The sequence below is a fragment of the Enterovirga sp. genome (assembly GCF_028290205.1).
Taxonomy (GTDB): Bacteria; Pseudomonadota; Alphaproteobacteria; order Rhizobiales; family Beijerinckiaceae; genus Enterovirga.
Genome location: NZ_JAQGKF010000207.1, coordinates 1 through 23,874, shown reverse-complemented (window position 1 = coordinate 23,874; position 23,874 = coordinate 1). Strand labels below are relative to the sequence as shown.

Genomic DNA, 23,874 nt, shown 5'->3' with positions numbered 1-23,874 from the left:
GTGGCCGACATTCCAAAGACGCTGACCGGCAGCGGCCTGCCCGAGGTGTTCGAGGTGCGGGGCGAGGTCTACCTCACGCACGAGGACTTCGCAGCCATCAATGCCGAGCAGGTGGCGGCCGGCAAGCCGGCCATCGCCAATCCCCGCAACGGTGCGGCCGGCAGCCTGCGGCAGAAGAACGTGGCCGTCACGGCGGCGCGTCCGCTCCGGTTCCAGGCCTATGCCTGGGGCGAGGTCGCCCCGGACCTGCCGGCCGACACGCAATCCGGCATGGTGGCGGTGCTGGGGGCGGCCGGGTTCCGGACCAGCGAGCATCTGCGGGTGTGCCGAGGCGTCGACGAGATGCTGGCCCAGTACCGGCTGATCGAGGCGGAGCGGGCGGCGCTCGGCTATGACATCGACGGCGTCGTCTACAAGGTGGAGGACCTGTCCTACCAGGCGCGGCTCGGCTTCGTGTCGCGCGAGCCGCGCTGGGCGATTGCGCACAAATACTCGGCCGAGAAGGCCATCACGATCCTGGACGACATCGACATCCAGGTCGGCCGCACCGGCTCGCTGACCCCCGTGGCGAAGCTCCGGCCCGTCACCGTGGGCGGCGTCGTGGTCCAGAACGCCACGCTGCATAACGAGGACGAAATCGCCCGCAAGGATGTCCGCATCGGCGACACGGTGGAGATCCAGCGCGCCGGTGACGTCATTCCCCAGGTTCTGGCCGTGGTGGAGGGCAAGCGCCCGCCCGGCGCGGAGCCGTACCGGTTTCCGACCGAATGCCCCGTCTGCGGGTCGGCCGCCGTGCGCGAGCTCAACCCCCGCACCGGCCGGGAGGACGTGGTCCGGCGCTGCACCGGCGGGCTGATCTGCCCGGCTCAGGCCGTCGAGCGGCTGCGCCATTTCGTGGGCCGCGCCGCCTTCGACATCGAGGGGCTCGGCGGCACGCTGGTCCAGCTCTTCCACGACCGCGGCCTCGTGCACGATCCCGCCGACCTGTTCCGGCTCGGCTACGACGATGTGGCGGCCGCGCTCAAGGAGCACCGCACGGCGCTGGCCGCCGAGCGCTATGCCCGGGCCGGCAAGGCGCCGCCGAAGGCCGCCAAGGGTAAGGCCGCGGAGGCCGAGGAGGCGGTGTCGGTCCGCAAGCTCCTCGACGCCATCGCGGCGCGCCGCACGGTCCCGATGCAGCGCTTCGTGTTCGCGCTGGGCATCCGGCATGTCGGCGACACGACGGCCCGGGCGCTGGCGCGGCATTTCCCCGACGCCGCTGCCCTGCTGGCTGGGCTCGACCGCGCGGCCGCCGGCATGCCGGGCCGGGCCTGGTTCGCGCTCGACACGGTGGAGGGGATCGGCGGCGTCACGCGCGACGCCCTGGTCGCCTGGGGCGAGGCGGCGGCGCCCGCGCCCGGAACGCCGCTCGAGGCGGCACCGGTGCGCCTGACCACCGTGCAGCGCAAGGCCCTGGGCGAGCGCTTCCCCGATGCCGCCGCGCTGCACGACGCGGCGTCCGCGGCCCTCAAGGAGGGCCCTGGCGAGGGCTATCTCGATCTCGCTCAGGATCCCGAGATCGGCCCCGTGGCGACTGAGGCCCTGATCCAGTTCGTCCGCGAGCCGCATAACCGTCGCGCCGTCGAGGCGCTGGCCCGGCAGGTCACGACCGAGCCGCCGGAAGCGGTGGCGGCCGGCTCGCCGGTCACCGGCCAAACGGTGGTGTTCACGGGTTCGCTGGAACGCATGACCCGCGACGAGGCCAAGGCCACGGCGGAGCGGCTCGGTGCCAAGGTGTCGGGCTCGGTCTCGGGCAAGACCGACCTCGTCGTGGCGGGCCCGGGCGCCGGCTCCAAGCTCGCCCAGGCCGAGAAGCTCGGCGTGAAGGTGATCTCGGAAGACGAGTGGCTCGCGCTGGTGGCCGGATAGGGCCTGCGCTGCCTTCCGGGCCGCCTCCCTCTACAATCGCGTGATTCGGGCTTGCGGCGGAGAATCATGCGGGCGGTCGCGATCGACTTCGAGACGGCGAACGAGCAGCGGACCAGCCCCTGCGCGGTCGGGCTCGCCTGGATCGAGGATGGCCGCGTGACACGCCGGGCCTACAGCCTCGTCCGCCCGCCGGAGATCCGGTTCGAGCCCAGCAACGTCCGCATCCACGGCATCCGGCCGGAGCACGTCGCGGGCGCGCCCGAACTGCCCGACGCCATCGCGCCCTTTCTCGACGATCTCGTCGGCGCGACGGTGATCGCCCACAACGCCGCCTTCGACATCGCGGTTCTGTGCAGCACGCTGGCGCTCTACGGGCTGCCCGTGCCGCGCCTGTCGTATCTCTGCACCCGGATCATGGCCCGGCGCGCCTGGCCGCACGAGCGGCGTTTCGGCCTGGCCGCCATGGCGGCCAAGGTCGGCGTGTCCTTTGCCCATCACCACGCGGAGGAGGACGCCTATGCCTGTGCCCGCGTCGCGCTGGCGGCGGCCTCGGCGGCCGGCACCACGCGGATCGGCGAGGCCGCCCTCCGCCTGCAGGTGGTGCCGGGATCGGTGGAGGGCCCGCTCCGCACGCCCTGCATCTCAGCCGCCCGGGAGCGGCGCGAGATCCGGGTCGCGGCCAAGCGCACCGCGCCGCCGCCATCGGGCAGGCTCGCCTTCACGATGCGGGGATCGCGGGGCGACGCCTATGAGATCGCCGGCGCCTTCGAGGGGCCGCGCTATGCCCTGCGCTGCTCCTGCATGGCGGGACGTCACCGCATTCGGTGCCGGCATGTCACGGCGCTGCTGGACGGAGACGTGACGGACCTTCTGTCGGGCAACCTGTACGACATCGAAAAGCTCCGGGCTGTGCTCCAGGCCCTGGGCGAGGGGGCCCTGCTTCCGGCCGAAAGCGCGGCGCGGGCGGTTTCGGATCAGCGCCGCCCGGAGCCGGATGCTACCTCGCCACCGATCTCCGCCGCGAAGGCGGCGGCCAGCGCGGCCGACACGCGCCTCGGCTGGATCTCGGTGTAGCTCACCGTCTCGAACATCTCCTGCGCGAGTTGCAGCGGGGTCGGCGAGGGATCCACGAATTTCGAGCCGACCTGCGTCACGAACAGAACGCGCTTCGCCTTGTCGTAAGGGTCGGCCGCCACCATCACGGTCACGGCAATGGCTTCCGCCAGACCGAGCGCGCCCGCGCTCGGGGTATCCCGGGTGAGCAGCACCACGTACTCGCCCGTCGCCGGCGCCGCCTTCACGTCGGCCGGGCGGTCCGTTCCGAGCGCCTTGCGGGCGGCGGCCGTGAACGCGTCCACCACTGCCCTCTCGGACGCGGTCGCGAGCCCGGCCGGCAGCTTCACGCCGTCCTCGCGCAGGCTCGTTTCCTCGGCGATATCCGCCGAGGCCACGCCCGGCGCGGCCTTCAGGGCGGCGGCGAGTTCGGCCACCCGGGCCGGGCTCGTCAGCACCCGCAGATACTGCTTGCCCTCGCGGTGATCGGCGCAGCCCGGAACAAGCTGTGCGGCCGGAAGCACGGCCCCGTGCCGGCGCAGCAGATCGAGCACGGGACGCACCGCGCCGATCTCGATCTTGGCCAGGATCTCGTTCGGGGCCAGCGTGCCGGCCGGGGGACTGAGCTTCTCGAACAGGTGCTCGGCGCCACCCTCCTCCCAGTCGAGGCTGTGCTCGCGCAGGCTGATCTTGAGGTCGCCGTAGCGGAGCTCGCCCGCCATGGTGCTCTGTGCGCCGGCGGACTGGGTGGAGAGGGTCAGCTCCGTCCTGACCTGTCGCAGGAGGCTCTGACCGGAGGCCGAGAAGCCGTTCCGCACCTGTCGCAGCGGCGCGGTGAAGCGGTCGATCTCGCCGGTGTCGGCCCGGATCGGAAAGCAGATGTCGAGCGTGAACTCGGCCGGCCGGTTGCCCTGCTTCTTCGACCGCACGACGCCGTCCACCACCACGCCCTCGTCCGCAATCTCGGCGGCGGACAGGATGAGGTGGCGCTCGACCGGTTCGGGCGGGGGACCGGCCGTCTGGGCCTCGGCTGTCCAGGGGAGGGCGGCGGCCGCAGATGCGGCCAGAGCCGCGGCCCGGATCGCTCGTCGCATCGTGAACCCTCCTCGGCCCGATCCCGCCTTGCGCCCGAGGCTGCACCATCGGCCCGGTCCCCCGGGCCTGTCCAGGGGGAGCCCTAGCCGAGCGGTGCTGTGGCGGCCGCGAGCCAGTCCCGGGTCTCGGGCTCCAGGAGCCCCGACAAGGCCTGCCACACAGCCGCGTGATAGCCGTCAAGCCAGCTCCGCTCCTCGGCGTCGAGCAGCCGGGTGTCGATCAGCCGCCGGTCGATCGGCGCCAGCGTCAGGGTCTCGAATCCCAGCATCGGCCGCTCGCCGCCCGGCACGTCCCGGCTCTCCACCAGGATCAGGTTCTCGATGCGGATGCCGTAGGCGCCCGTTTTGTAATAGCCGGGCTCGTTGGACAGGATCATGCCGGCTTCCAGCGCCGTGCCGCCGAGCTTCGAGATGCGCTGCGGCCCTTCGTGCACGGACAGGTAGCTGCCGATGCCGTGCCCGGTGCCGTGGTCGAAATCGAGCCCGGCCTCCCAGAGCGGCCGCCGGGCAAAGCCGTCGATCTGCGCCCCGGAGGTGCCCCGGGGGAACACGGCCCGGGCAATCGCGACGTGCCCCTTTAACACGCGCGTAAAACGGTCCCGCATTTCCGCGCTCGGCTCGCCGATCGCGACCGTGCGCGTGATGTCGGTGGTGCCGTCCTGATATTGGGCGCCCGAATCGACCAGGAACAGCTCGCCCGGCCGCAGGGCGCGGTCGCTCTGCCGGGTCACGCGGTAATGCACCACGGCGCCGTTCGGACCGGATCCCGAGATGGTCGGAAAGGAGATGTCGCGCAGCGCCCCCGTGTCGCGGCGAAACGCTTCCAGCGCCTCCACGGCCTCGATCTCGCGCGGGGGCCGCGTGGCGGCGGCGCGGTCCAGCCAGTGCAGAAAGCGGGCAACGGCGGCCCCATCGCGCCGATGCGCCTCCCGGGCGCCGCTGATCTCGGCCGCGTTCTTGCGGGCCTTCATCAGGGTGAGGGGATCGGCTCCGGCGTCGGCGAACCCGCCGGCCTCCTCGACCAGGCGGGTGAGGGCCTCGGCACCGGTCGCCTGGTCGATCCGGATGCGCTTGCCGCCGGCCGCCACGGCGCCGAGCGCCTCGGCGAGCCCGGAGGGCGGCCGCAGGTCAGCGACTTGGCTGAGCGCCTGGCCGATTTCGGCCGAAAGCTTGGCGGGATCGAGCAGGAGGATCGGCCGGCCCCCGCGCGGCACGATGCCGTAGCCCAGCGCGATCGGTGTGTGGGCGATATCGGCGCCCCGAATGTTGAACAGCCAGGCGAGATTGTGCGGATCGGACACGACGAGCCCGTCGAGACGCTCCGTCCGGAGCGTGTCACCGAGGCGGGCGAGTTTGGCGGCTGCGGCTTCTCCGGCCAGCGCGTCCGGATGGAGCGACACGGCCCCGGTCGGCGGGGCCGGGCGATCCGCCCACACCGCGTCCAGGGGGTTCGTGCCGACCGGTTCGAGCCGCCCGCCGGCCCGCGTCACCGCTCGGCGGAGGGCGTCCACCGACTTCGCGGTGTGCAGCCAGGGATCGTAGCCCAGCACGCCCGTCCCGAGATGCGCCTCGATCCAGCTCTCGGCCGAGGTCTCTGCCTGCGGCACCACCGTCAGCAGGCTGGTGTCGACCTGCTGGGCGGCCTGGAGCGTGTAGCGGCCATCGACCACGATGGCGGCGGCGTCGCGCAGGATCACGGCCGTGCCGGCCGAGCCCGTGAAGCCCGTGAGCCACGTGAGCCGGTCGGCCGAGGCCGGCACGTATTCCGACTGGTGCTCGTCGGCCCGCGGCACCACGAAGCCGTCGAGCCCGCGCCGGAGCAGTTCGGCCCGCAGCAGCGGGATGTGTCGCGTGCCCTGGGCGGGGCTCGCGAGGTCGTCGAAACTCTGGAACGTGGCGCTCACCCGCGATCCCTCCTGCGCGCCCGGCTGGCCACCCCGCCGCGCCGCAGCACCAGCGTGGCCCAGCCCTCGCGCAGGCTGCGCGAGCGCAGGCGCAGGCCCTGGGTTGCATAGGCGGCCAGGACCCCCGGCACGTCACGCTCCAGAAGGCCCGACAGGACCAGGGTGCCGCCCGGCGCGACCGCCCGGGCGACAGGGACCGCCAAGCGGCGCAGCGGCCCGGCCAGGATGTTGGCCATGACAAGATCGAAACGGCCCGAGGCGAGCGGGTGGCGCAGCCCGGGGGCCGCATAGAAGCGGATGCGCGGCGCGACGCCGTTCAGCCCGGCGTTGGCGCGGGCGACCTCCACCGCCACCGGGTCGATGTCGCCGGCCACGATGCGGGCCGGCAGCGCGCGGGCGGCCGCGAAAGCCAGGATGCCGGTGCCGGTGCCGAGGTCGAGCACGCGGGCCGGCGGGCGCCGGCGGATCTCGGCCGCGAGGGCGGCCAGGCAGCCGGCCGTGGTGCCATGGTGGCCCGTGCCGAAGGCCAACGCCGCCTCGATCTCGATGGCGAGGTCGTTCGGCCGGACGACGACCCGGTCGTGCTGGCCATGAACCAGGAAGCGCCACACTCTGACCGGCTTCAGGCCATCCAGCGACGCCCTGACCCAATCGGCTCCGGCCAGGGTCCGGAAGGTGGCCGCGTCCACCGCCTCGCCGAGAATGGGGCGGGCGAGGTCCCGGATCCCGTCCTCGTCGGGCGCCGCGCTGAAATAGGCCTCCAGCAGCCAGGTGCGGCCATCCTCGGCCTCGAAGGCGGCGACCGCCGTCTCGGCCGGGTCGAACACCTCGCCCAGGAGCTCGGTCAGCGCCCGCGCGCGCGCCCCGTCCGTTGTGAGCCGCATGACGTGCGTCGGCGCGTGCGGCGGAAGCCCTTCCAGCATGCGGGCGCTGTAGCACCGCCATCGGAACGGGCCAACGCCGCGACCGTGCGTCGGGCGACGGCGTTTTTCGTCGCACCGGCCCGCGTTCTCGTGTAGAGGCGCGCCCGAGCAGACCGTTTCAACGGTTCCGAAGGTTGCTGGCCTGATGCCGAAAGAAGAGTTGATCCAGTTTGAAGGCCTCGTGCTGGAGGCGCTTCCCGATACCAGGTTTCGCGTCCAGCTCGACAGCGGGCACGAGATCATCGCCTACACGGCGGGCAAGATGAAGAAGAACCGGATCAAGACCCTGGCCGGCGACCGCGTCACGGTCGAGATGTCGCCCTACGACCTCGAGAAGGGCCGCCTGATCTTCCGGCACAAGGACGAGCGGCTGTCGTCCGGCCCGCGGCCGCCGTTCCGGGCCGGCATCCGCCGCCGCTGATCAGCCGCGCGCGCGGCCCGAGAGGCGGCGCGCCGCCTCCAGCGTGACGTCGTACCGGTCGTCAGGGACGCGCGTCAGAAACCGCTCCGCGATCTCCGTCAGCAGGATGTCGGGCCCGACCGCGGTCACATGCCGCCAGTCGAGGCTGGTCGACCAAACGTAATGCACCTCCCGAAACGTCTCGGCGAGAAGGGCGGTGAGGTGCACCGGATCGTAGTGGCCGAAGGAATCGCCATAGAGGAGGAGACGGCGCGGATCGGCCTCCGGCGAGGGATTGCTGTAGACCACATGCGTCGCGGTCAGCGGAGTCACCGCCGACCGGCCCGCCTCCCACTCGGCGAGAAGGTCGTTGGCATAGGTCCGGACCGCATCGCGGCGCCAGTGCAGGACCCGGTGCGTTTCCAGCGGCGGCGGTGAAAGCTTGGCCCCGAGATCGAGCGCGCGCTGTGCCTCCACCACCGGCCGGTCGAGGAGATCGGTGCGGGGCGCCGCCCCGAGCGCCGCGCAGAGGGCCCGGTAGGCGAGATGCGCCCCGGCCGGGGTCCAATGCGTGTCGGTTCGCCAGAACAGCTGTTCGCCGTCCTTTGCGGCCAGCATCACGGGAAGCAGGTCGACCATCAGGTCGGACCGGCCGCGCTTGCGCAGGATCTCGGCCAGAAGCAGGGCCTGCGATTGCCGCGGATCCACCAGCGGCTCGGCGCAGAGCTCGGGATAGATCGACATCTTGTCCGGCACGACCACGTGCAGGTAGCGGGCGCCTGCAGCCGCGGCCCGGGCAGCCCTGCGCTCCAGGAGCCGCGCCCAGCCGCGCAGCCGCCACCAGCGCCTCGGATGCGGGCGATACTGCCGCACCACGGCATTGGTCCCGCCCGTGAGAAACAACCAGCCGTCCTGCCCGATATGCACTCCGTGGGGAGAGTCCGGCGTTGTCTGATCCGTCACACGTGACCCGGTCGAGAGATGGCGGCCGCCCGGCGCGCCTCGCGGCCCTCTAGCACGCCGGCGCCGGCGGCGTCGCCCCGGCCGCGCGGCAACCTGGAGGCGGTGCCGCGTTTCGGCTAGTCTGCGGTCCGGTTGGAGCCCTCGCTTGACCGCCACGCTGCCGAAGCTCCGCATCTTCGTGTCGTCCCCGGGTGATGTCGGGGCTGAGCGCGCTGTTGCCGTGGCCGTGGCGGAGCGGCTGCAGCTCGAATTCAGCGACGCGGTCGAGCTCGAAGCCTACCTGTGGGAACGCAGCGTCCTGCGGGCGACCGACACGTTCCAGTCGCAGATCATCGACGTCCAGAACGCCGATCTCGCGCTGTTCATCCTGTGGTCCCGCATCGGCACCCCCCTGCCGATCGCGCAATTCGCGCGGCCCGACGGCAGCGCCTACCCGTCCGGCACGGTCTACGAGTTCGAGCGGGCGCGCGAGAGCTACGACCGCGACCGGCGCCCCGAAATCCTGTGCTACCTCAAGACGGCCGAGATCAGGTTCTCGCTCAAGGACCGGGAGGAGCGGGCGCGGCGCAACGCCGATCTCGACCAGGTCGGTGCCTTTGTCGACCAGTGGTTCAGGAACCCCGACGGCACCTTCCGGTCGGCCTTCTACAGTTTCGAGAAGACGGCCCAGTTTGAGGAGCTGATCGAGGTCCATCTGCGGGACTGGATCCGCGAGCGGCTGCGCCGTCTGACCGGCCGCGAGGACAGCCGGACGGTGTGGAGCGGGTCGCCGTTCCGCGGTCTGCAGGCGTTCGATTTCGAGCACGCCCACATTTATTGCGGCCGCACCGCCCTGGTCACCGAGGCCCTGGAGGTGATGCGGCGGCGCGGCCAAGACGGCCGTCCCTTCCTGATGGTCACCGGCATGAGCGGGGTCGGCAAATCCTCGCTGGTCAGGGCCGGGCTCCTGCCCCTGCTGACCCGGCCGGGGGTGATCGAGGGCGTGATCGGCTGGCGCCGGGCGGTGTTCAAGCCGAATGCCAGCCAGCACGGATTGCTGGAGGATTTCGCGGCCGCACTGGTCGCGGCCGATGCGCTGCCGGACCTCGGCGAGGCCCGCGCGGTCGAAAAGCTGCTCGGCGACCCCGGCGGCCTCACGGCTGCGCTGGCGCGGGCGCTCGACCTGGAGACGCGGCGCGCCCGCGAGGCCCGGCCGGACCCAGACACGGACGGCGCGGTGCGGCTTGTGGTGCTGGTGGATCAGTTCGAGGAGGTGTTCGACGAGACGGTGGCGCTGGCCGATCGCGACGCCTTCGCCGAGGTCCTGCGCATCCTGGTCCTCACCGGCCGGGTCTGGGTGGTGGCGACGGTGCGGGCCGATTTTTTCGGCCGCACGGCGGAGCTGCCGGAGCATTTCCGGGATCTGTTCATCGACCGGGGCGGCCTGTTCACGGTGGGCGGGCCTCGTTCCGCCGAGATCGCCCAGATGATCAGGCGCCCGGCCGCCATGGCGGGGCTGGAATTCGAGCGCCGGGGCGACCCGGAGGAGGGGCTCGACGAGGTCATTCGCGACGCCGCTTCCGGCAACGCCACCGTGCTGCCGCTCCTCGAATTCACGCTCGACGAATTGTGGCGCCGCAGCCGCGGCTCCGGCCTCCTCCGCTTTGCCGATTACGAGCAGATCGGCGGCCTCCACGGCGCGCTGCGGCTGCGCGCCGACGAGGAGTTCGGCAAGCTGCCGCCAGCCGTCCAGCTCTCGCTGCCCGATCTCCTGTCGGCCATCGTCCATATCGACCCGACGGACGACCGCCGGATCCTGCAGAACCGCGTCTCGACGCGCCAGTTCGACAGCCATCCCGGCTGCCGGCGCCTGATCGAGGCGTTCACGGCGGCCCATCTGCTGGTGGCCGATGTGGCCCCGGACGGAACCCCGGTCGTGGCGCTCGCCCATGAGGCGCTGCTCAGGGAATGGCCGCCGGCTGTCACCTGGATCGAGAGCAACCGCGAGAATCTCCGACTCCGGGCCGGCATCTCGGCGGCGGCCGCCCTGTGGCGCAACAGCGACCAGAAGGAGGGGCGGCTGCTTTCGGGCGAACTCCTCCAGGACGCCCTGAAGCTGGTGCGCAGCAGCGGGGCCACGCTGGCGCCGGCGGAGCGGAGCTTCATCCGGCAGTCGCAGAAGTGCGAACGGGCCAGAATTCTCGCACGGGTCCGCCGAGGGGCTGTGGCGGCGGCGCTGGTGCTCCTGGCCATCATGATCCCGGTGATCGGCGTCGGGCCCATCGTGCACGGCGGGCAGGTGGTCTGGGCCGTGCCGCGGGTCTGGAACGTGGAGGCGGTCCTGCCTGTCTCCAAGCGCACCCGGGCCAACCTCGGCCGGAGCATCGAGGCGCTGACCGCCGCCCTGCACCGCGAGATGGAGAGCAATCCGGACGCGAGCGCCTGGCTCACCGCGCAGCTGCATGTCGCGACACAGGGGCGGCCGCCCCCGGGCGGGCAGGCCGATTTCAGGGCCTACGCGACCGAGACCCGCGATCCGCGCTGCCAGTGCTGGCGGGAGACGGCCGCCCGGGGCCCGAACGAGGTCGCGACGGCCTGGGTGCTGACGGCCCTGGCTGTTTCGGGGCAGCCCGCGGAGGCGAGCGAGCTCGACGCCCTGCTGGAGCGCCAGCACCGCGACGGCTGGTGGCCGATCTACCCCTCGCTGCCGCTCGCCCAGAACGCCTCCACGTCGGCCACGGCGCTGGTTCTGATCGGCCTGAAGCGGCACCTGGACCGCGGCCTCGTGCCGTCGGAGCTGCAGTCCCGCGTCAGCGACGCCGTGGGGCGGGCCGCGCTGTGGCTGCAGCAGCTCGGCAGCCCCGACACGGCGCGATGGCCGCCTTATCCGCCGCCGCCGGTTGGGACCTTCGAGGCGGGCGAGTACCTGGCCATCTCGGCCCTGACCGCGCATGTGTTGCGGCGCGTGACAGGAACGACGGCCTATGATCGCGCCTGGCTGGCCAATCTGCCCGGGGAGGTGCCGCATCTGCGGACGCTCGAGGTCTCGAGAGCCGTGATCGTGGTCGCGGAAAGCAACCGCCGGCGCGTCTCCGAAACCGACGATCTGCGCCACTACCGCTTCCCCTGGATGCTGCTTGCCACGGTGGAGGCCGTGCCCCGGGGCAACGCGCTGGAACGCGCGCGGGCGCTGATCTGGTTGGAGGAGGCCCTGCACCATCCGATCGTCCCGGCCGATTTCGCCGCCGAGGTCTGGGTCATGGCCGAGGTGCTGTTGGCGCTGCGGGCCGTGGAGGCCCGGCTGGAGGGCCGGGTCTTCGAGCCGGCGCCTGCCGGCCCGACCCACGGCGCCGGGCGCACGGCCTCGCCGCAGCAGCCCTGAGCGCCGGCCGCAAACGCAGGCTTAACGGTTCCTTATTACGCTCTGCGCCCCGTGGCGTGCTGCCGACAGGAGACGCTCGAGCTGCAATGGTGGATTCGTGGAATGCAGAGCGGGAACGCAACGCCCTGCGGCGCCGACTCCGCCTGTTCGACCAAGCTTCGCGCCTGGCCCGGTTCGGCGCCTGGGAGTGCGAGCTCTCGACCGAGAGGCTGACCTGGACGGAGGGCGTCTACGATCTGTTCGGGCTGACGCCCGGCTGGCCGCTGAAACGCGCGGCGATCGTCGATCTGTACCAGGACGAATCCCGCCGCGAGATGGAGTTCATGCGGGCCGAGGCGATCCGCAGCGGGCAGAATTTCGAAGTGGAAAGCCAGATCCGCACCATCCGGGGCGAGGTTCGCTGGATGCGCCTCTCCGCCGGCGTCGTCAGCGAGCAGGGGCGGCCCATCCGGCTGTTCGGGTCCAAACAGGACATTACCGCGGAACGCGAGGTCCGCGACCGGCTGCGGCGGCTCGCCGAGCGCGACACGCTGACCGGGCTCGCCAACCGCGCCCTGTTCGAGGACCGCTACCGCGAGGTCATCCGGTCCGGTCTGGATGGCGGCTCTGTCTCGGCCCTGGTCCTGATCGACCTCGACCATTTCAAGGCGGTCAATGACGGGCAGGGCCACGGCGCCGGTGACGAATGCCTGCGCCAGGTGGCGCTACGCCTGCAGGACGTCTTCGCCGACGCGATGCTCGTGGCCCGGATTGGCGGCGACGAATTCGCGGTTCTGCTGCGGGCCCCGCTCGGACCGGCCCGGATCGCGCAGATGCTCCGCCGCGCGTCCGCCGCCCTCAGTCGGCCGATGCTCTGGAACGGCGCCCGGCTCGACATCAGCGCCTCGATTGGCGCGACGATCCTCGGCCGCCCGCATCGCCGCAAGCCGTCCGAACTCTTCGCCGAGGCGGATGCAGCTCTCTACCAGGCCAAGGGGGCCGGCCGGAATGCGGTCAGGATCTTCGGCGAGCCGACCCTGCATCTGGCCGTGGCGCGCGCGAGCGGGCTGCTGTAGCGGCCGCCCCTTTCGCGGGGCCTCTCAGGCGGAGGCGGCCTCGATCTCCCCCGAAACGCTCAGCCACTCGTCTTCGGCCGCCGCGAGCGCGGCCGCGGCCTCGCCCCGCATGCGGGCCAGCTCGCGGGCCTTGGCCGAATCCGCCTCATAGGCGCGGCCGCCCGCCAGGGCCGTGTCGATCTTGGTGATGGCGGTGCCGAGCTTGTCGATGCGGATCTCGAGCGCGTGCAGCTTCTTGCGGAGCGGCGCCAGCGAGGCGCGGCGCTCGGCTGCGAGCCGGCGCTCCTCGGCCCGCTCCGCCTTGTCCTCGTCCGGGCGGGACTTGGCTGGGGCCGGGTCGCTCTCGCCCGACAGGACGAAGCGGCGGTAATCGTCCATGTCGCCGTCGAACGGCTTCACGGCGCCGTTGCCGACGATCCAGAGCCGGTCCGCGCAGGCCTCGATCAGGAAGCGGTCGTGGCTGACCAGGATCACGGCGCCTTCGTAGTCGTTGATCGCCTCCATCAGCGCGGTGCGCGAATCGATGTCGAGGTGGTTCGTGGGCTCGTCCAGGATCAGCATGTGCGGGCTGTCGAAGGCCGCGAGCCCCATCAGCAGCCGCGCCTTTTCACCGCCGGACAGGTTCTCGATCGGCGTGTCGGCCTTCTGGCCCGGAAAGCCGAACCGCGCGCAGCGCGAGCGGATCTTGCTCTCGGGCTCGCCCGGCATGCGCTCGCCGACCTGCAGGAACGGCGTCGCGCCCGGCCTCAGCTCGTCGAGCTGGTGCTGGGCGAAATAGGCCACCTCGAGCTTGGCCGAGCGGCGGATGTCGCCGGCCAGCGGCGGCAGGCGGCCGCCGAGGAGCTTGCAGAAGGTCGACTTGCCGTTGCCGTTCTGCCCCAGCAGCGCGATGCGGTCGTCGGGCAGGATGGTCAGGTCGAGCCGCTTCAGAACCGTGCGGTCGCCGTAGCCGGCCGCAACCCCCTCCATGGCCACGAGGGGCGGCGACAGGGCCCGCTCCGGCGAGGGAAGGATGAAGGGGAGGGTGCTCTCGTCCACCATGGTGGAGGCGGGTTCGAGCTTGGCCAGGCGCTTGATGCGCGATTGCGCCTGCCGGGCTTTGGAGGCGGTCGCCCGGAAGCGGTCGACGAAGGCCTGGAGGTGCTTGCGCTCGGCCTCCTGCTTGGCCGCGAATTTCTGCTCCAGGCGCCGCTTCTCGGAATACTGCTTGGCGAAGGACGTGTAGTTGCCGCGATAGAGCGTGAGCTTGCCGCGCTCGAGATGGAGGATGTGATCGACCGAGGTGTCGAGCAGGTCGCGATCGTGGCTGATGACGACGATCGAATGCGGGTAGCGGCCCAGGTAATCGTAGAGCCAGAGCGTGCCTTCGAGGTCCAGGTAGTTGGTCGGCTCGTCCAGCAGAAGGAGGTCGGGCTCGGCGAACAGCACGGCGGCCAGCGCGACGCGCATGCGCCAGCCGCCGGAAAAATCCGAACAGGGCCGGTGCTGGGCGGCGGCGTCGAAGCCGAGCCCGTGCAGGATGGTGGCGGCGCGGGCCGGCGCGGAATGCGAGCCGATGTCGGTCAGGCGCGTCTCGATCTCGGCGCGCCGCATCCCGTCCGCGTGCTCGGCCTCCGCCATGAGCGCGGCCCGTTCCGTGTCGGCCGCGAGCACGACCTCGACCAGCGACTCCGGCCCGCTCGGCGCCTCCTGCGCGACGGAGCCGATGCGGGTCTGCCGCGGCAGGGAGATGCCGCCCGATTCGGAGGCGATTTCGCCTTGGACGAGCCGGAACAAGGTCGACTTGCCGGCTCCGTTGCGGCCGACGAGCCCGACCCGCGCCCGCGCGGGCAGGGCCGCCCCGGCGTGGTCGAGGATCAGCCGGTCGCCGATGCGATAGGTCAGATCGGTGATGTGGAGCATGTCGGCTTGTGCATGCCGGGTCGTGCGGAATGCAAGGCCGGCCTGAGTTGCGGGCGTTGACCGGCCGGGCGGAACGGCCGACAGGACGGCGTGCCCCCTTCCTCAGGCTCTTCGCCGGAGCGCCGGCTCGCGCTCGCCTGCCTCGCCATCGCCGTGGTCGGCTGGGGCTTCAACTGGCCCATCATCAAGGTCCTGCTGCGCGAGTGGCCGCCGCTTTTCGCGCGGGGCACGTCGGGGCTGTGCGGCGCCGCCGCGCTCGCCCTCGCGGCGGTGGCCGCCGGCGAGAGTCTGAAGCTGCCGCGCGGCATCGGCCTCCGGCTCGCCTGGGCCTCCTTCACCAATGTCTTCGCCTGGATGGGGTTCTCGACCATCGGGCTGCTCTGGCTCGACGTCGCCGAGGCCGCGCTGCTGGTCTACACCATGCCGATCTGGGCCATGATCTTGGCCTGGCCCATCGCCGGCGAGCGGCCGCAGGCCCGGCAGGTCGCGGCGCTCGTGCTCAGCTTCGTCGGCGTGGTGGTGCTCCTGGCCGGCGGCGGCGTGGGGCTGAATTCGGCCAAATGGCCCGGCATCCTGCTGATGCTGACCTCCGCCATCCTGTTCGCCCTGGGGGCTGCGACCTCCCGGACGCCGCTGCCGCTCGCCCCGGTGGTGTCCACCGCCTGGCAGGTCGGGCTCGGCTGCCTGCCCATGGTGATCCTGGGGCTCGTCTTCGAGCGGGACCGGATCGGCGGGCTCGGGCCGGAGGCCTGGGCCGCTTGGGCCTACATGGCCTTCGTGCCGATGGGGCTCTGCTACCTGACGTGGTTCGTGGCGGTGCGGGGCCTCGGCGCGGCCAGCGCCTCGCTCGGGATGCTGCTCGCGCCCGTGGTCGGCGTGACCTCGGCGGCCTGGGCGCTCGGCGAGGAATTCGGTCCCCGCCAGATCCTGGCCCTCACCCTCACCCTGGGCGGCGTCGCGCTCGCGCTGCGGCGGCAGGACGGCTAAAGGCGGCGGCCTGAAGCCGCTCAGAGGCGTGATGGTGGACAGAATGGCGGGCAATCCGGGCGTGGCCGTTGTCGGGGTCGGGATGTGGGGCCGCAACCACGCCCGCAACTATGCCGAGATCGGCGCCCTGGCCGCGGTGGTCGACCGCGACCCCGAGGCGGCCGCGCGGGTCGCCGCGCAGCACGGCCGGCCGGCCCGCAGCTTCGACGAGGTGCTGGCCGACCCGGAGATCGCCGGCATCGTCATGGCGCTGCCGCCCTCCCAGAACCTGCCGCTCGGCCGCCGCGCGTTGGAAGCCGGCAAGCACCTGTTTGTCGAGAAGCCGATGGCCATGACCACGGCGGAGGCCGGGGAACTCCTGGCCGTGGCCCGCCGCCACGACCGGCGGCTGATGGTTGGGCACATCCTGCAGTACCACCCGGCTTTCCTGGCCCTGCAGGGCCTGGTGCGGGACGGGACGCTCGGGCGGTTGCTCTCGCTCACCTCGACGCGACTGGATCTCGGCCGCATTCGCCGCGAGGAGGACGCGCTGTGGGCGCTCGCGCCGCACGACCTGTCCATGATTTTGGGGCTGGTCGGGGCCGAGCCGGAGGAGGTGCGGGCCGAGGGCGGCTACCACACGCACGCGACCATCGCGGACACGGCCGGTGTGGACCTCCGCTTCCCGGGCAATGTCCGGGCGGAGATCCGCGTCTCCTGGCTGCACCCGTTCAAGGAGCAGCGGCTCGTCGTGGTGGGCGAGGCCGCCATGGCGGTGTTCGACGATCGCGAGCCCTGGGACCGCAAGCTCGTGCTCTACCGGCACCGGCTGGTGGACCGGGCCGGCGTGCCCTTCGCGGAGCGGGCCGAGCCCGAGCCGGTGGCTCTGGAAGCCGGCGAGCCGCTCCGTCGCGAATGCCTGCACTTCCTGGACGCCATCCGGACCGGCGCCGAGCCGGTCACCAACGGCGAGGAGGGATTGCGGGTGCTGCGCGTTCTGGAGCGGGCGAGCGCCAGCCTGGCGGCCCGCTGACCGGGCTCGCGGTCCCGAGGGCGGCCGCTCAGGCCGTCTTCCCGTACAACTCCCGGCCGATCAGCATGCGGCGGATCTCGCTCGTGCCGGCGCCGATCTCGTAGAGCTTGGCGTCGCGCAGCAGCCGGCCGGTCGCGTAGTCGTTGATGTAGCCGTTGCCGCCGAGAAGCTGGATCGCGTCGAGGGCGCATTGCGTGGCCTTCTCGGCCGCGTAGAGGATCGCCCCGGCAGCATCCTCGCGGGTGGTCTCGCCGCGGTCGCAGGCCTTGGCGACCGCATAGACGTAAGCCTTGCAGGCATTCATCGTCACATACATGTCGGCCACCTTGGCCTGCACGAGCTGGAAGGTGCCGATCGGCTGCCCGAACTGCTTGCGGTCGTGCACATAGGGCAGCACCACGTCCATGCAGCTCTGCATGATGCCGAGCGGCCCGCCGGCCAGCACCGCGCGCTCGTAATCGAGGCCTGACATCAGGATGCCGACGCCGCGACCGACCTCGCCGAGCACGTTCTCGTCCGGCACCTCGCAATCCTGGAACACGAGCTCGCAGGTGTCGGAGCCCCGCATGCCGAGCTTGTCGAGCTTCGGCGCGGTCGAGAAGCCGGGCATGCCGCGCTCGATGATGAAGGCCGTGATGCCGCGCGGCCCGGCCTCCGGGTCCGTTTTGGCATAGACCACCAGCGTCTCGGCCTCCGGGCCGTTGGTGATCCAGAATTTCGAGCCGTTCAGCACCCAGCGGTCGCCGCGCTTCTCGGCCCGGGTCCGCATCGACACGACGTCCGAACCCGCGCCGGGCTCCGACATGGCGAGCGCGCCGACATGCTCGCCCGAGATCAGCCCCGGCAGGTACTTGCGCTTCTGCCTGTCCGAGCCGTTGCGGCGGAGCTGGTTCACGCAGAGGTTGGAATGGGCCCCGTAGGACAGGCCGACTGAGGCCGAGGCTCGGGACACCTCCTCCATGGCGACCACGTGTTCGAGGTAGCCGAGCCCGGTGCCGCCGTATTCCTCCTCGACCGTGATGCCGTGCAGCCCCAAAGCCCCCATGCGCGGCCAGAGGTCGCGCGGAAAGGTGTTGGTGCGGTCGATCTCCTCCGCCCGGGGCGCGATCTCGTTCTGGGCGAAGGCGCGGACCGTTTCGCGGATCTCGTCGGCCGTGTCGCCCAGGTCGAAGTTGAAGTCGCGCGCGGCGTTCGGGATCATCTCGCCCTCCCTGGTCCGGGCGGGCTTATACGGGAGTCCGGTCCCAGGCCAGACCGCCCGAGCGCCGCGGCCGCTCCGTCAGGAGCACCCGAAGCGGGGGTCGCAGCCGCCGCGCGCGAAGGCGGCCCACTCCCTCTCGGAGCCGTAGAACACGTTGCGGTCGACCGCGCCGGCGATGCCCGGCACCCGCCCGGTGGTGGTGTATTGCCAGATGGTCCAGGTCCGGTTGTTGTAGCGCACATGCGGCTCGGCGGCGGTCGAGCGGATCCAGTGCGCGTAGTCGAGCAGCTCGCCCTCCAGGATGTCCTCGTGGAAGGTGATGTCCGTATAGATCACGGGCTTCTTGCCGGTATGGGCCTGCATCTCGCGCAGCATGACCTTGATCATGGCGAGGGCCTTGGGCTTGCTGACCTTCTTCGAGCAGGTGCGGCTCTCGCCGTTCCACTCGACGTCCAGCACCGGCGGCAGGGCGCTCGGGTCCTGCGGCACGACCTTGCGGAACCACGCGGCCTGGCTTTCGGCGTCCCGGCACCAGAACATGAAGTGGTACGCGCCACGCGCCACGCCGGCCCGGCGGGCGCCTTCCCAGTTCTCCAGGAAGTGGCTGTCGACATGGTCGCCGCCCTCGGTCGCCTTGATGAAGGCGAAACGCTTGCCGGAGGCCGCGACCGAGGCCCAGTCAATGCGCCGCTGCCATTTCGAGACGTCGATGCCGTGGACCGGGAGGTTGTGGGCGCTCGCCACGCCCGGGTGCGGCTTGGCGTCGGCGAGCCGATCCGCCGAGATCTGCTGGCGTGCGCACGCACTGATCGCGAGGGCTGCCGCGGCCACGCATGCGGCCCGGATCAGCCAACTCCGTCCTCGCGACGCCACCACCATCCTGGCCCCCAACCTACGCAAACTGAGCGTTAGTCGATGCACCAGGACGCGTTAACGGGCATTTGCGGCGTCTCCTTAACGAGGCGTTTACTGTGCCCGGCTGGCGACACCGCATCCCGGCCGCCGCGCCGACAGCCTCGCCCCTAGAGGCGCTTTTCGGTGCAGCCGGCCTCGAACCCGTTCGGCGCGGCCTCGCCGAGCTTGGCCTGAAGCTTCATGTAGCTCTCGCGCAGCAGCCTCTGGGCGCTCTGGCACGCCGCTCTCGTCTCGAATTCGGCCGAGCCCGAGGTCAGCGTTCCCCCGCCGGAGAGCGCGATCCAGATCAGCACATAGGCGACGGGCGTCATGGGGAGAGCCTCCGGAGAGGGTTGCATCCTGCCCCGGCTTCGGCCGGAAGGATATCAACGGCGCGCAGATCGGGACGGCCTGGGCCGAGCTGTCAAAGGAACCGTCGAGGACGCCGAGCGGCCGCCGTGAGCAGGCTCGCTGCCGATTGAAAAATGCCCGCCGGCTCGAGGCCGGCGGGCAAGTTGGTGGACCACCTGAAACCCGCTCCATCGCGGGACGCGGGATCCGGTCAGTTGAAGAGGTTGAACCGATAGTTCAGGCCGACCTTGAGCTGATGGATGTCGATCTCGGCGGAGGCGCGGGGCACGACGGCCAGCGCAGGCACCGGGAACGAGAACACCTGCCGGTCGAACTCGGTGTACAGGTATTCCGCCTTCATCGAGATGCTCGGCGTGAGCGCGTATTCGAAGCCGCCGCCCACCGTGAAGCCGTCGAGAGAGCGACGGCTGTTGATGGATCCGACCAGGAGGCCGGGCGCGGTGATGCCCGCTCCGATGTTCAGCTCCGTGAAGGCAGCGCCGCCGGTGGCGTAGACCAGCAACGGACCGAACGCGTAGCCGATCCGGCCGCGGATCGTGGCGAAGTAGTCCTGGACCTCGGCGCGGGCGAAAGCGGAGCCAGCGCCCGGGATCGTGGCGCGGACGCGGTTGCCGAAATCCGCAAAGCCGATGTCGCCCTCGACACCGACCACGAACCCGTCCCCAGGCGAGAACTGGTAGTTGTAGCCGACCGTGCCGCCGGCGACGAAGCCGCCGACATTCGCCTCAAGCCCGATGACCGGCAGAGGAGCCAGCGTCGTGCCGCGCACGTCGCCGGACACGATGCCGCTGCCGTGGATACCGACGTAGAAGCCCGTCCAGGTGAACACCGGAACCGCCACATAGGGGGCGGGCGCCTCCCGGCGCATAGGCAGGTCCGCGGCCAGGGCCGAGCCAGTCAGCGCCATTGCCGAAACCGTAGCCAACAAGATCTGCTTCGTCATCGTGTCGCCCCGTTGCATGAACCTTTCGGATTAAGCACAGGCCCCGGAACACAGGATAGTGCAGAGCGGCAACACTCCAGGATGCTAATCCTGCGGTCTGCCGTGATAGTCGGGGCAAAGACTGTCGATAGCGGAAAAGTGAGGGCAGCGGTAAGATGAGTCGGCCGCCAGGACAGAAAAATGGGCCCGTTTCAGGGGCCCAGATTTGACCAAGCGCCTGGGGCGCGACGCCCCTGCAGTCGCCCGGAAGGTGCCGGGTTCGGCTCCGCCGAGGACAGCCGGGATCTAGGGGGTAAGGTTCACCAGCGCCGGATCCATGTCAGTCCAGAGCGTCGCGGAATGTGCCGAACGACGCAGAGGACAAGCTGGCTCACGTGCGGGCCGAGCACAACCCCTGGCAGCAGAAGGGCAGGGCTCGGAATGCGTCGGGTAAGATTTCTACGGCCGGATCCTGGCTGGGCTGTGAGGCTGATCCGCACGTCCCGATTCCCCCCGCGATCAACGAGGTCGTCCACTCGCGCCAGAAGGCTGACCGTCGCTTCCGGGCCGCAGTCTATTTTATCGACCGCCGGATCGCGTAGCGCCGGGAGGCGGAGGCGGAGGCGGTGGTCGGGGCGGCGGAGGGGCTGCTGCCACCGCCCCAACCGCAGCGGTTCGGTAGCAGGTCGCCGGACGCGGGCGGCTGGTGATGGTCGCCGGGTGGTCCATCGTGCGCTTGATCGGTGGTCGCTGAGACGGCTTGGCCATCCTGCCTGCAGAATGGCGTTGCTTGCCGGGCTGTGTAGAAGCATGTGGCGCTCAGCCGCTTGGAAACCCTCGCAGGGATCCTCGGCGTGGGGGTTTCACGCATGCGAAAGATCATTGTTGGCGCGGCCGTCCTGGTCGCGGCGTTCTCGACGGCTGCTCAGGCCGACATCAAGGTCGGAGGTTGGGACGTCAGCGACAAGCCGGACAAGGGCGTGTGCACGGCCAGCCGCGAGTACCGCGACAAAGACGATGAGAACCGGATGAACGGCATCGCGCTCGTTGTCAGCAAGGACAATGCCGGCAAGGACATCTTGGTCGTGTCGCTCGCCTATGAGGGCTGGGACTGGGACAAGGACGAGAAGACCACCGCTGATTTCAAGATCGATCGCCGGGTTCTCTACCGCAAGGCGGTTTGGCAGGCCGCCGACAAGACGATCCTGACCGGAACGTTCACGCAGGCCGACGAACTGATCGACGCACTGGGTCAAGGCCAGACGATGTACCTGACCTTCGACAAGGATTCAGAGGCCAATTTCCGTATCCCGAATGCCGGCATGGCTCTCGGGGCCGCCAAGCTCTGCCTGGGTAAAGGCTGATCCGAAAAGGCGGCGCTGCAGGCCAGACCTTCTCTTGCAGCAGCGCCGCCTTCGACTGCTGCATGTTCGGGCTAGCTGCGAGGTTTCGTCTGAGCTCGCTTCCCGGCCCGACACTTGCGAACGTGGTCACGCTTGGCAGCCATGCGGGCCTCGAGGTCGCGCATCCGAGCAGCTCGCCGAGCCGGATCTCCGCTCCAGACTTCGATGCCGGCCGGGCGAGCCGGTAAGCCCCCGCCCGGGGGGCAGGCCCTGAACCCCGTCTCGGGCCCTGAAACGCGGTGCCGGCGGAGAGGATCGAACTCCCGACCTTCGGTTTACAAAACCGCTGCACTACCGCTGTGCTACGCCGGCTGACCGCGCGCTCCGGTACCATGGCCCGGGCGCCGCCGGAAGCAGGGGCGCCGGCCCCCAAACGAGAAGCCCCGCCAAGGGGCGGGGCTTCGGGACCGAGGTGGCGAGGGCGTCAGCGCGTGGCGCCCTGGTAGCTGAAGATGTCGCGATCCTTGGTCTCCGGCACGAACAGGAGGCCGATCACGAAGGTCATCATGGCGATCACGATCGGGTACCAGAGCCCGAAATAGATGTCGCCGGTCGCTGCCACCATGGCGAAGGAGGTGGCGGGCAGGAAGCCGCCGAACCAGCCGTTGCCGATGTGGTAGGGCAGCGACATCGCCGTGTAGCGGATGCGGGTGGGGAAGAACTCGACCAGGGCCGCCGCGATCGGCCCGTACACGGCCGTCACGTAGAGCACGAGGATGGTCAGGATCCCGATCGCCTTCAGGGCCTGCGTGTTGCCGAGGGCCGAGAAGAAGCCGTTCACCTTGACGATGCCCGGGTCGTTGTTGGCCGGGTAGCCGGCCTCGACAGCCGCCGCCGTGAAGGCGGTCTGGTTGGCCGCGATGGCCGGCGCGATTGCCACGTCCTTGCCGTTCACCGTCACCTTCGGGGCCGTGCCCGCCGGCGCGGAGACCGACTCGTACTTGATGGCCGAACGGGCCAGCGCCACCCGGGCCACGTCGCAGGGCGCCGTGAAGGTCCGGATGCCGACCGGGTCGAACACCGAGCCGCAGGCCGCCGGATCGGCCACCACCTGGACCTTCACGTTGCTCAGCGCCGCGTCCAGCTTCGGATTGGCGACGTTGGTCAGGGCGTGAAAGAGCGGGAAGAAGGTGATGGCCGCGACCAGGCAGCCGCCAAGAATGATCGGCTTGCGGCCGATCTTATCGGACAGCCATCCGAACAGGATGAAGGCGGGCGTGCCGAGGATCAGCGACCAGGCGATCAGGACGTTCGAGGTGAACGGGTCGACCTTGAGAATGCTCTGGATAAAGAACAGCGCGTAGAACTGCCCCGTATACCAGACCACGGCCTGCCCGGCGACCATGCCGAGCAGGGCGAAGATCACCACCTTGCCGTTGCGCCACTGGCCGAAGGCCTCCGAGAGCGGCGCCTTGGAGCGCGTGCCCTCTTCCTTCATCTTCTGGAAGGCGGGCGACTCGCTCATCTGCAGCCGGATCCAGACCGAGATGGCGAGCAGGAACACGGACAGGAGGAACGGAATGCGCCAGCCGGCGATCGGATAGCCCTCGCCGCGCGTGAAGCCGGGCTCGCCCATCCAGGTCCGCAGCATCAGGATCACGATCAGGGACAAGAGCAGGCCGACCGTGGCGGTCGTCTGGATCCAGCTCGTATAGAAGCCGCGCCGACCCTGCGGAGCGTGCTCGGCCACGTACACGGCGGCGCCGCCATACTCGCCGCCCAGGGCCAGCCCCTGCGCCATGCGAAGCAGGATCAGCACCACCGGGGCGATCCAGCCGATCTGTGCGTAGGAGGGCAGCAGCCCGACCAGGAAGGTCGACAGGCCCATGATCACGATGGTGATCAGGAAGGTATATTTGCGGCCGACGAGGTCGCCGATGCGGCCAAAGACCAGCGCGCCGAAGGGCCGGACCAGGAAGCCCGCCGCGAAGGCCAGCAGGGCGAAAACGTTCCGGGTGGTCGGATCAAACGCGGAGAAGAACTGGGCGCCGATGATCGCCGCCAGCGAGCCGTACAGGTAGAAATCGTACCACTCGAACACCGTTCCGAGCGAAGACGCCAGGATGACCTTGCGCTCCTCCCGAGTCATGGGCCGGACGGCCGTGTCGGTCGTCGGTGCGGCTGCAACAGCCATTGGTCGTCTCCCCGCTGAAGGTTGGGTCGCTTGGGCGGTGTCGCCGGACCCTGTCCTGTTCGCCCAGGAACGCATAGGTCAGCGTGCCGCAGGCGTCGACATGCGAGAGGTCGACAATTCGTCGTGCAACCTCCGTCTAATCTCGGGGGCTCGAGCGCCGGTGCAGCCCGGATCCGTGACGCCGGGCGGGCGTTCTGCTAGGTTCTCCCGCGAGGAGGCGACCCCAAAAGGTGTTCGCCATGCGTCCTGTTCTGACCGGTCTGGGCCTCCTGGCCGCAGCCGCCCTCTCTTTTGCGACCTCGGCGGCCGACGCCGCCCCGCGCGGCGGCTTTGCGGGCCCTGGGGCGCCGGCCCGATCGGCGTTCCGGCATCCTGGCGCGCGGCCG

18 protein-coding genes and 1 tRNA gene are annotated in these 23,874 nt (G+C 70.6%); 8 read left to right on the top strand and 11 right to left on the bottom strand.

The window, feature by feature from the left end; genetic code table 11:
• The coding region (ligA, locus tag JWR86_RS14185) for an NAD-dependent DNA ligase LigA (protein ID WP_299566732.1) at positions 1-1,908 on the top strand (1,908 nt) is incomplete at its 5' end.
• Positions 1,909-1,974: 66 nt separating this feature from the next.
• On the top strand, positions 1,975-2,982 hold the full coding sequence (locus JWR86_RS14180) for a 3'-5' exonuclease (protein ID WP_299566730.1): 1,008 nt from the start codon (positions 1,975-1,977) through the stop codon (positions 2,980-2,982).
• On the opposite strand, the gene JWR86_RS14175 is transcribed toward JWR86_RS14180, so the two are convergent.
• From JWR86_RS14175 to JWR86_RS14165, 3 genes are all read right to left on the bottom strand, one after another.
• Positions 2,883-4,055, bottom strand: coding sequence for a hypothetical protein (locus tag JWR86_RS14175; RefSeq protein ID WP_299566728.1), 1,173 nt, complete (start codon positions 4,053-4,055; stop codon positions 2,883-2,885). The two genes, JWR86_RS14180 and JWR86_RS14175, sit on opposite strands and share 100 nt — an antisense overlap.
• Before the next feature lie 83 nt (positions 4,056-4,138).
• A complete protein-coding gene (locus JWR86_RS14170; protein WP_299566726.1) occupies positions 4,139-5,959 on the bottom strand; it encodes an aminopeptidase P family protein in 1,821 nt (606 codons plus the stop codon).
• Positions 5,956-6,882 carry a 50S ribosomal protein L11 methyltransferase gene (locus JWR86_RS14165; protein ID WP_299566724.1) on the bottom strand — a complete coding sequence of 309 codons (927 nt, stop codon included), beginning with the start codon at positions 6,880-6,882 and terminating at the stop codon, positions 5,956-5,958. Before JWR86_RS14165 ends, JWR86_RS14170 begins: the two co-directional genes overlap by 4 nt.
• A gap of 145 nt (positions 6,883-7,027) precedes the next feature.
• On the opposite strand from JWR86_RS14165, the gene infA reads away from it, so the two are divergent.
• Complete coding sequence (gene infA, locus JWR86_RS14160) at positions 7,028-7,303, top strand: translation initiation factor IF-1 (RefSeq protein WP_299566722.1); 276 nt, start codon at positions 7,028-7,030, stop codon at positions 7,301-7,303.
• Here the strand turns inward: infA and JWR86_RS14155 are convergent, their stop codons facing one another.
• Positions 7,304-8,209 carry a hypothetical protein gene (locus JWR86_RS14155; protein ID WP_299566720.1) on the bottom strand — a complete coding sequence of 302 codons (906 nt, stop codon included), beginning with the start codon at positions 8,207-8,209 and terminating at the stop codon, positions 7,304-7,306. It lies immediately after the preceding gene.
• Positions 8,210-8,390: 181 nt separating this feature from the next.
• Between JWR86_RS14155 and JWR86_RS14150 the strand changes: the two genes are divergently transcribed.
• Both JWR86_RS14150 and JWR86_RS14145 read left to right on the top strand, forming a co-directional pair.
• Complete coding sequence (locus JWR86_RS14150; protein ID WP_299566718.1) at positions 8,391-11,606, top strand: AAA family ATPase; 3,216 nt, start codon at positions 8,391-8,393, stop codon at positions 11,604-11,606.
• Between the two features lie 86 nt (positions 11,607-11,692).
• Complete coding sequence (locus JWR86_RS14145) at positions 11,693-12,661, top strand: diguanylate cyclase (protein WP_299566716.1); 969 nt, start codon at positions 11,693-11,695, stop codon at positions 12,659-12,661.
• Positions 12,662-12,685: 24 nt separating this feature from the next.
• Here the strand turns inward: JWR86_RS14145 and JWR86_RS14140 are convergent, their stop codons facing one another.
• On the bottom strand, positions 12,686-14,563 hold the full coding sequence (locus tag JWR86_RS14140) for an ABC-F family ATP-binding cassette domain-containing protein (RefSeq protein WP_299566714.1): 1,878 nt from the start codon (positions 14,561-14,563) through the stop codon (positions 12,686-12,688).
• Between the two features lie 90 nt (positions 14,564-14,653).
• On the opposite strand from JWR86_RS14140, the gene JWR86_RS14135 reads away from it, so the two are divergent.
• Both JWR86_RS14135 and JWR86_RS14130 read left to right on the top strand, forming a co-directional pair.
• Positions 14,654-15,550, top strand: coding sequence for a DMT family transporter (locus tag JWR86_RS14135; protein WP_299566712.1), 897 nt, complete (start codon positions 14,654-14,656; stop codon positions 15,548-15,550).
• Between the two features lie 31 nt (positions 15,551-15,581).
• Positions 15,582-16,562 carry a Gfo/Idh/MocA family oxidoreductase gene (locus JWR86_RS14130; RefSeq protein ID WP_299566710.1) on the top strand — a complete coding sequence of 327 codons (981 nt, stop codon included), beginning with the start codon at positions 15,582-15,584 and terminating at the stop codon, positions 16,560-16,562.
• Positions 16,563-16,590: 28 nt separating this feature from the next.
• Here JWR86_RS14130 and JWR86_RS14125 read toward each other — a convergent pair whose 3' ends face one another.
• From JWR86_RS14125 to JWR86_RS14110, 4 genes are all read right to left on the bottom strand, one after another.
• Positions 16,591-17,763, bottom strand: coding sequence for an isovaleryl-CoA dehydrogenase (locus JWR86_RS14125; protein ID WP_299566708.1), 1,173 nt, complete (start codon positions 17,761-17,763; stop codon positions 16,591-16,593).
• Positions 17,764-17,841: 78 nt separating this feature from the next.
• Positions 17,842-18,642 (bottom strand): GH25 family lysozyme, encoded by an 801-nt coding sequence (locus JWR86_RS14120; RefSeq protein WP_299566705.1) that lies wholly within the window; start codon positions 18,640-18,642, stop codon positions 17,842-17,844.
• 143 nt (positions 18,643-18,785) lie between these two features.
• Positions 18,786-18,989, bottom strand: coding sequence for a hypothetical protein (locus JWR86_RS14115; RefSeq protein ID WP_299566703.1), 204 nt, complete (start codon positions 18,987-18,989; stop codon positions 18,786-18,788).
• Positions 18,990-19,219: 230 nt separating this feature from the next.
• On the bottom strand, positions 19,220-19,936 hold the full coding sequence (locus JWR86_RS14110; protein ID WP_299566701.1) for an outer membrane beta-barrel protein: 717 nt from the start codon (positions 19,934-19,936) through the stop codon (positions 19,220-19,222).
• An 827-nt stretch (positions 19,937-20,763) separates the two neighbouring features.
• Here JWR86_RS14110 and JWR86_RS14105 point away from each other — a divergent pair.
• Entirely contained in the window at positions 20,764-21,315 is a 552-nt protein-coding gene (locus tag JWR86_RS14105; RefSeq protein ID WP_299566699.1) for a hypothetical protein, read from the top strand.
• Positions 21,316-21,594: 279 nt separating this feature from the next.
• On the opposite strand, the gene JWR86_RS14100 is transcribed toward JWR86_RS14105, so the two are convergent.
• Positions 21,595-21,666 (bottom strand) — tRNA-Thr (locus tag JWR86_RS14100).
• 112 nt (positions 21,667-21,778) lie between these two features.
• On the bottom strand, positions 21,779-23,488 hold the full coding sequence (locus JWR86_RS14095) for an MFS transporter (protein ID WP_299566697.1): 1,710 nt from the start codon (positions 23,486-23,488) through the stop codon (positions 21,779-21,781).
• Between the last annotated feature and the right edge of the window lie 386 nt (positions 23,489-23,874).

Excerpts from the sequence above, each read along its gene's own strand:
- JWR86_RS14180 (WP_299566730.1), top strand. The coding sequence starts at position 1,975 with ATGCGGGCGGTCGCGATCGACTTCGAGACGGCGAACGAGCAGCGGACC.
- JWR86_RS14175 (WP_299566728.1), bottom strand. The coding sequence starts at position 4,055 with ATGCGACGAGCGATCCGGGCCGCGGCTCTGGCCGCATCTGCGGCCGCC.
- JWR86_RS14165 (WP_299566724.1), bottom strand. The coding sequence starts at position 6,882 with ATGCTGGAAGGGCTTCCGCCGCACGCGCCGACGCACGTCATGCGGCTC.
- infA (WP_299566722.1), top strand. The coding sequence starts at position 7,028 with ATGCCGAAAGAAGAGTTGATCCAGTTTGAAGGCCTCGTGCTGGAGGCG.
- JWR86_RS14145 (WP_299566716.1), top strand. The coding sequence starts at position 11,693 with ATGGTGGATTCGTGGAATGCAGAGCGGGAACGCAACGCCCTGCGGCGC.
- JWR86_RS14140 (WP_299566714.1), bottom strand. The coding sequence starts at position 14,563 with ATGCTCCACATCACCGATCTGACCTATCGCATCGGCGACCGGCTGATC.
- JWR86_RS14130 (WP_299566710.1), top strand. The coding sequence starts at position 15,582 with ATGGTGGACAGAATGGCGGGCAATCCGGGCGTGGCCGTTGTCGGGGTC.
- JWR86_RS14125 (WP_299566708.1), bottom strand. The coding sequence starts at position 17,763 with ATGATCCCGAACGCCGCGCGCGACTTCAACTTCGACCTGGGCGACACG.
- JWR86_RS14120 (WP_299566705.1), bottom strand. The coding sequence starts at position 18,642 with ATGGTGGTGGCGTCGCGAGGACGGAGTTGGCTGATCCGGGCCGCATGC.
- JWR86_RS14115 (WP_299566703.1), bottom strand. The coding sequence starts at position 18,989 with ATGACGCCCGTCGCCTATGTGCTGATCTGGATCGCGCTCTCCGGCGGG.
- JWR86_RS14110 (WP_299566701.1), bottom strand. The coding sequence starts at position 19,936 with ATGGCGCTGACTGGCTCGGCCCTGGCCGCGGACCTGCCTATGCGCCGG.
- JWR86_RS14095 (WP_299566697.1), bottom strand. The coding sequence starts at position 23,488 with ATGGCTGTTGCAGCCGCACCGACGACCGACACGGCCGTCCGGCCCATG.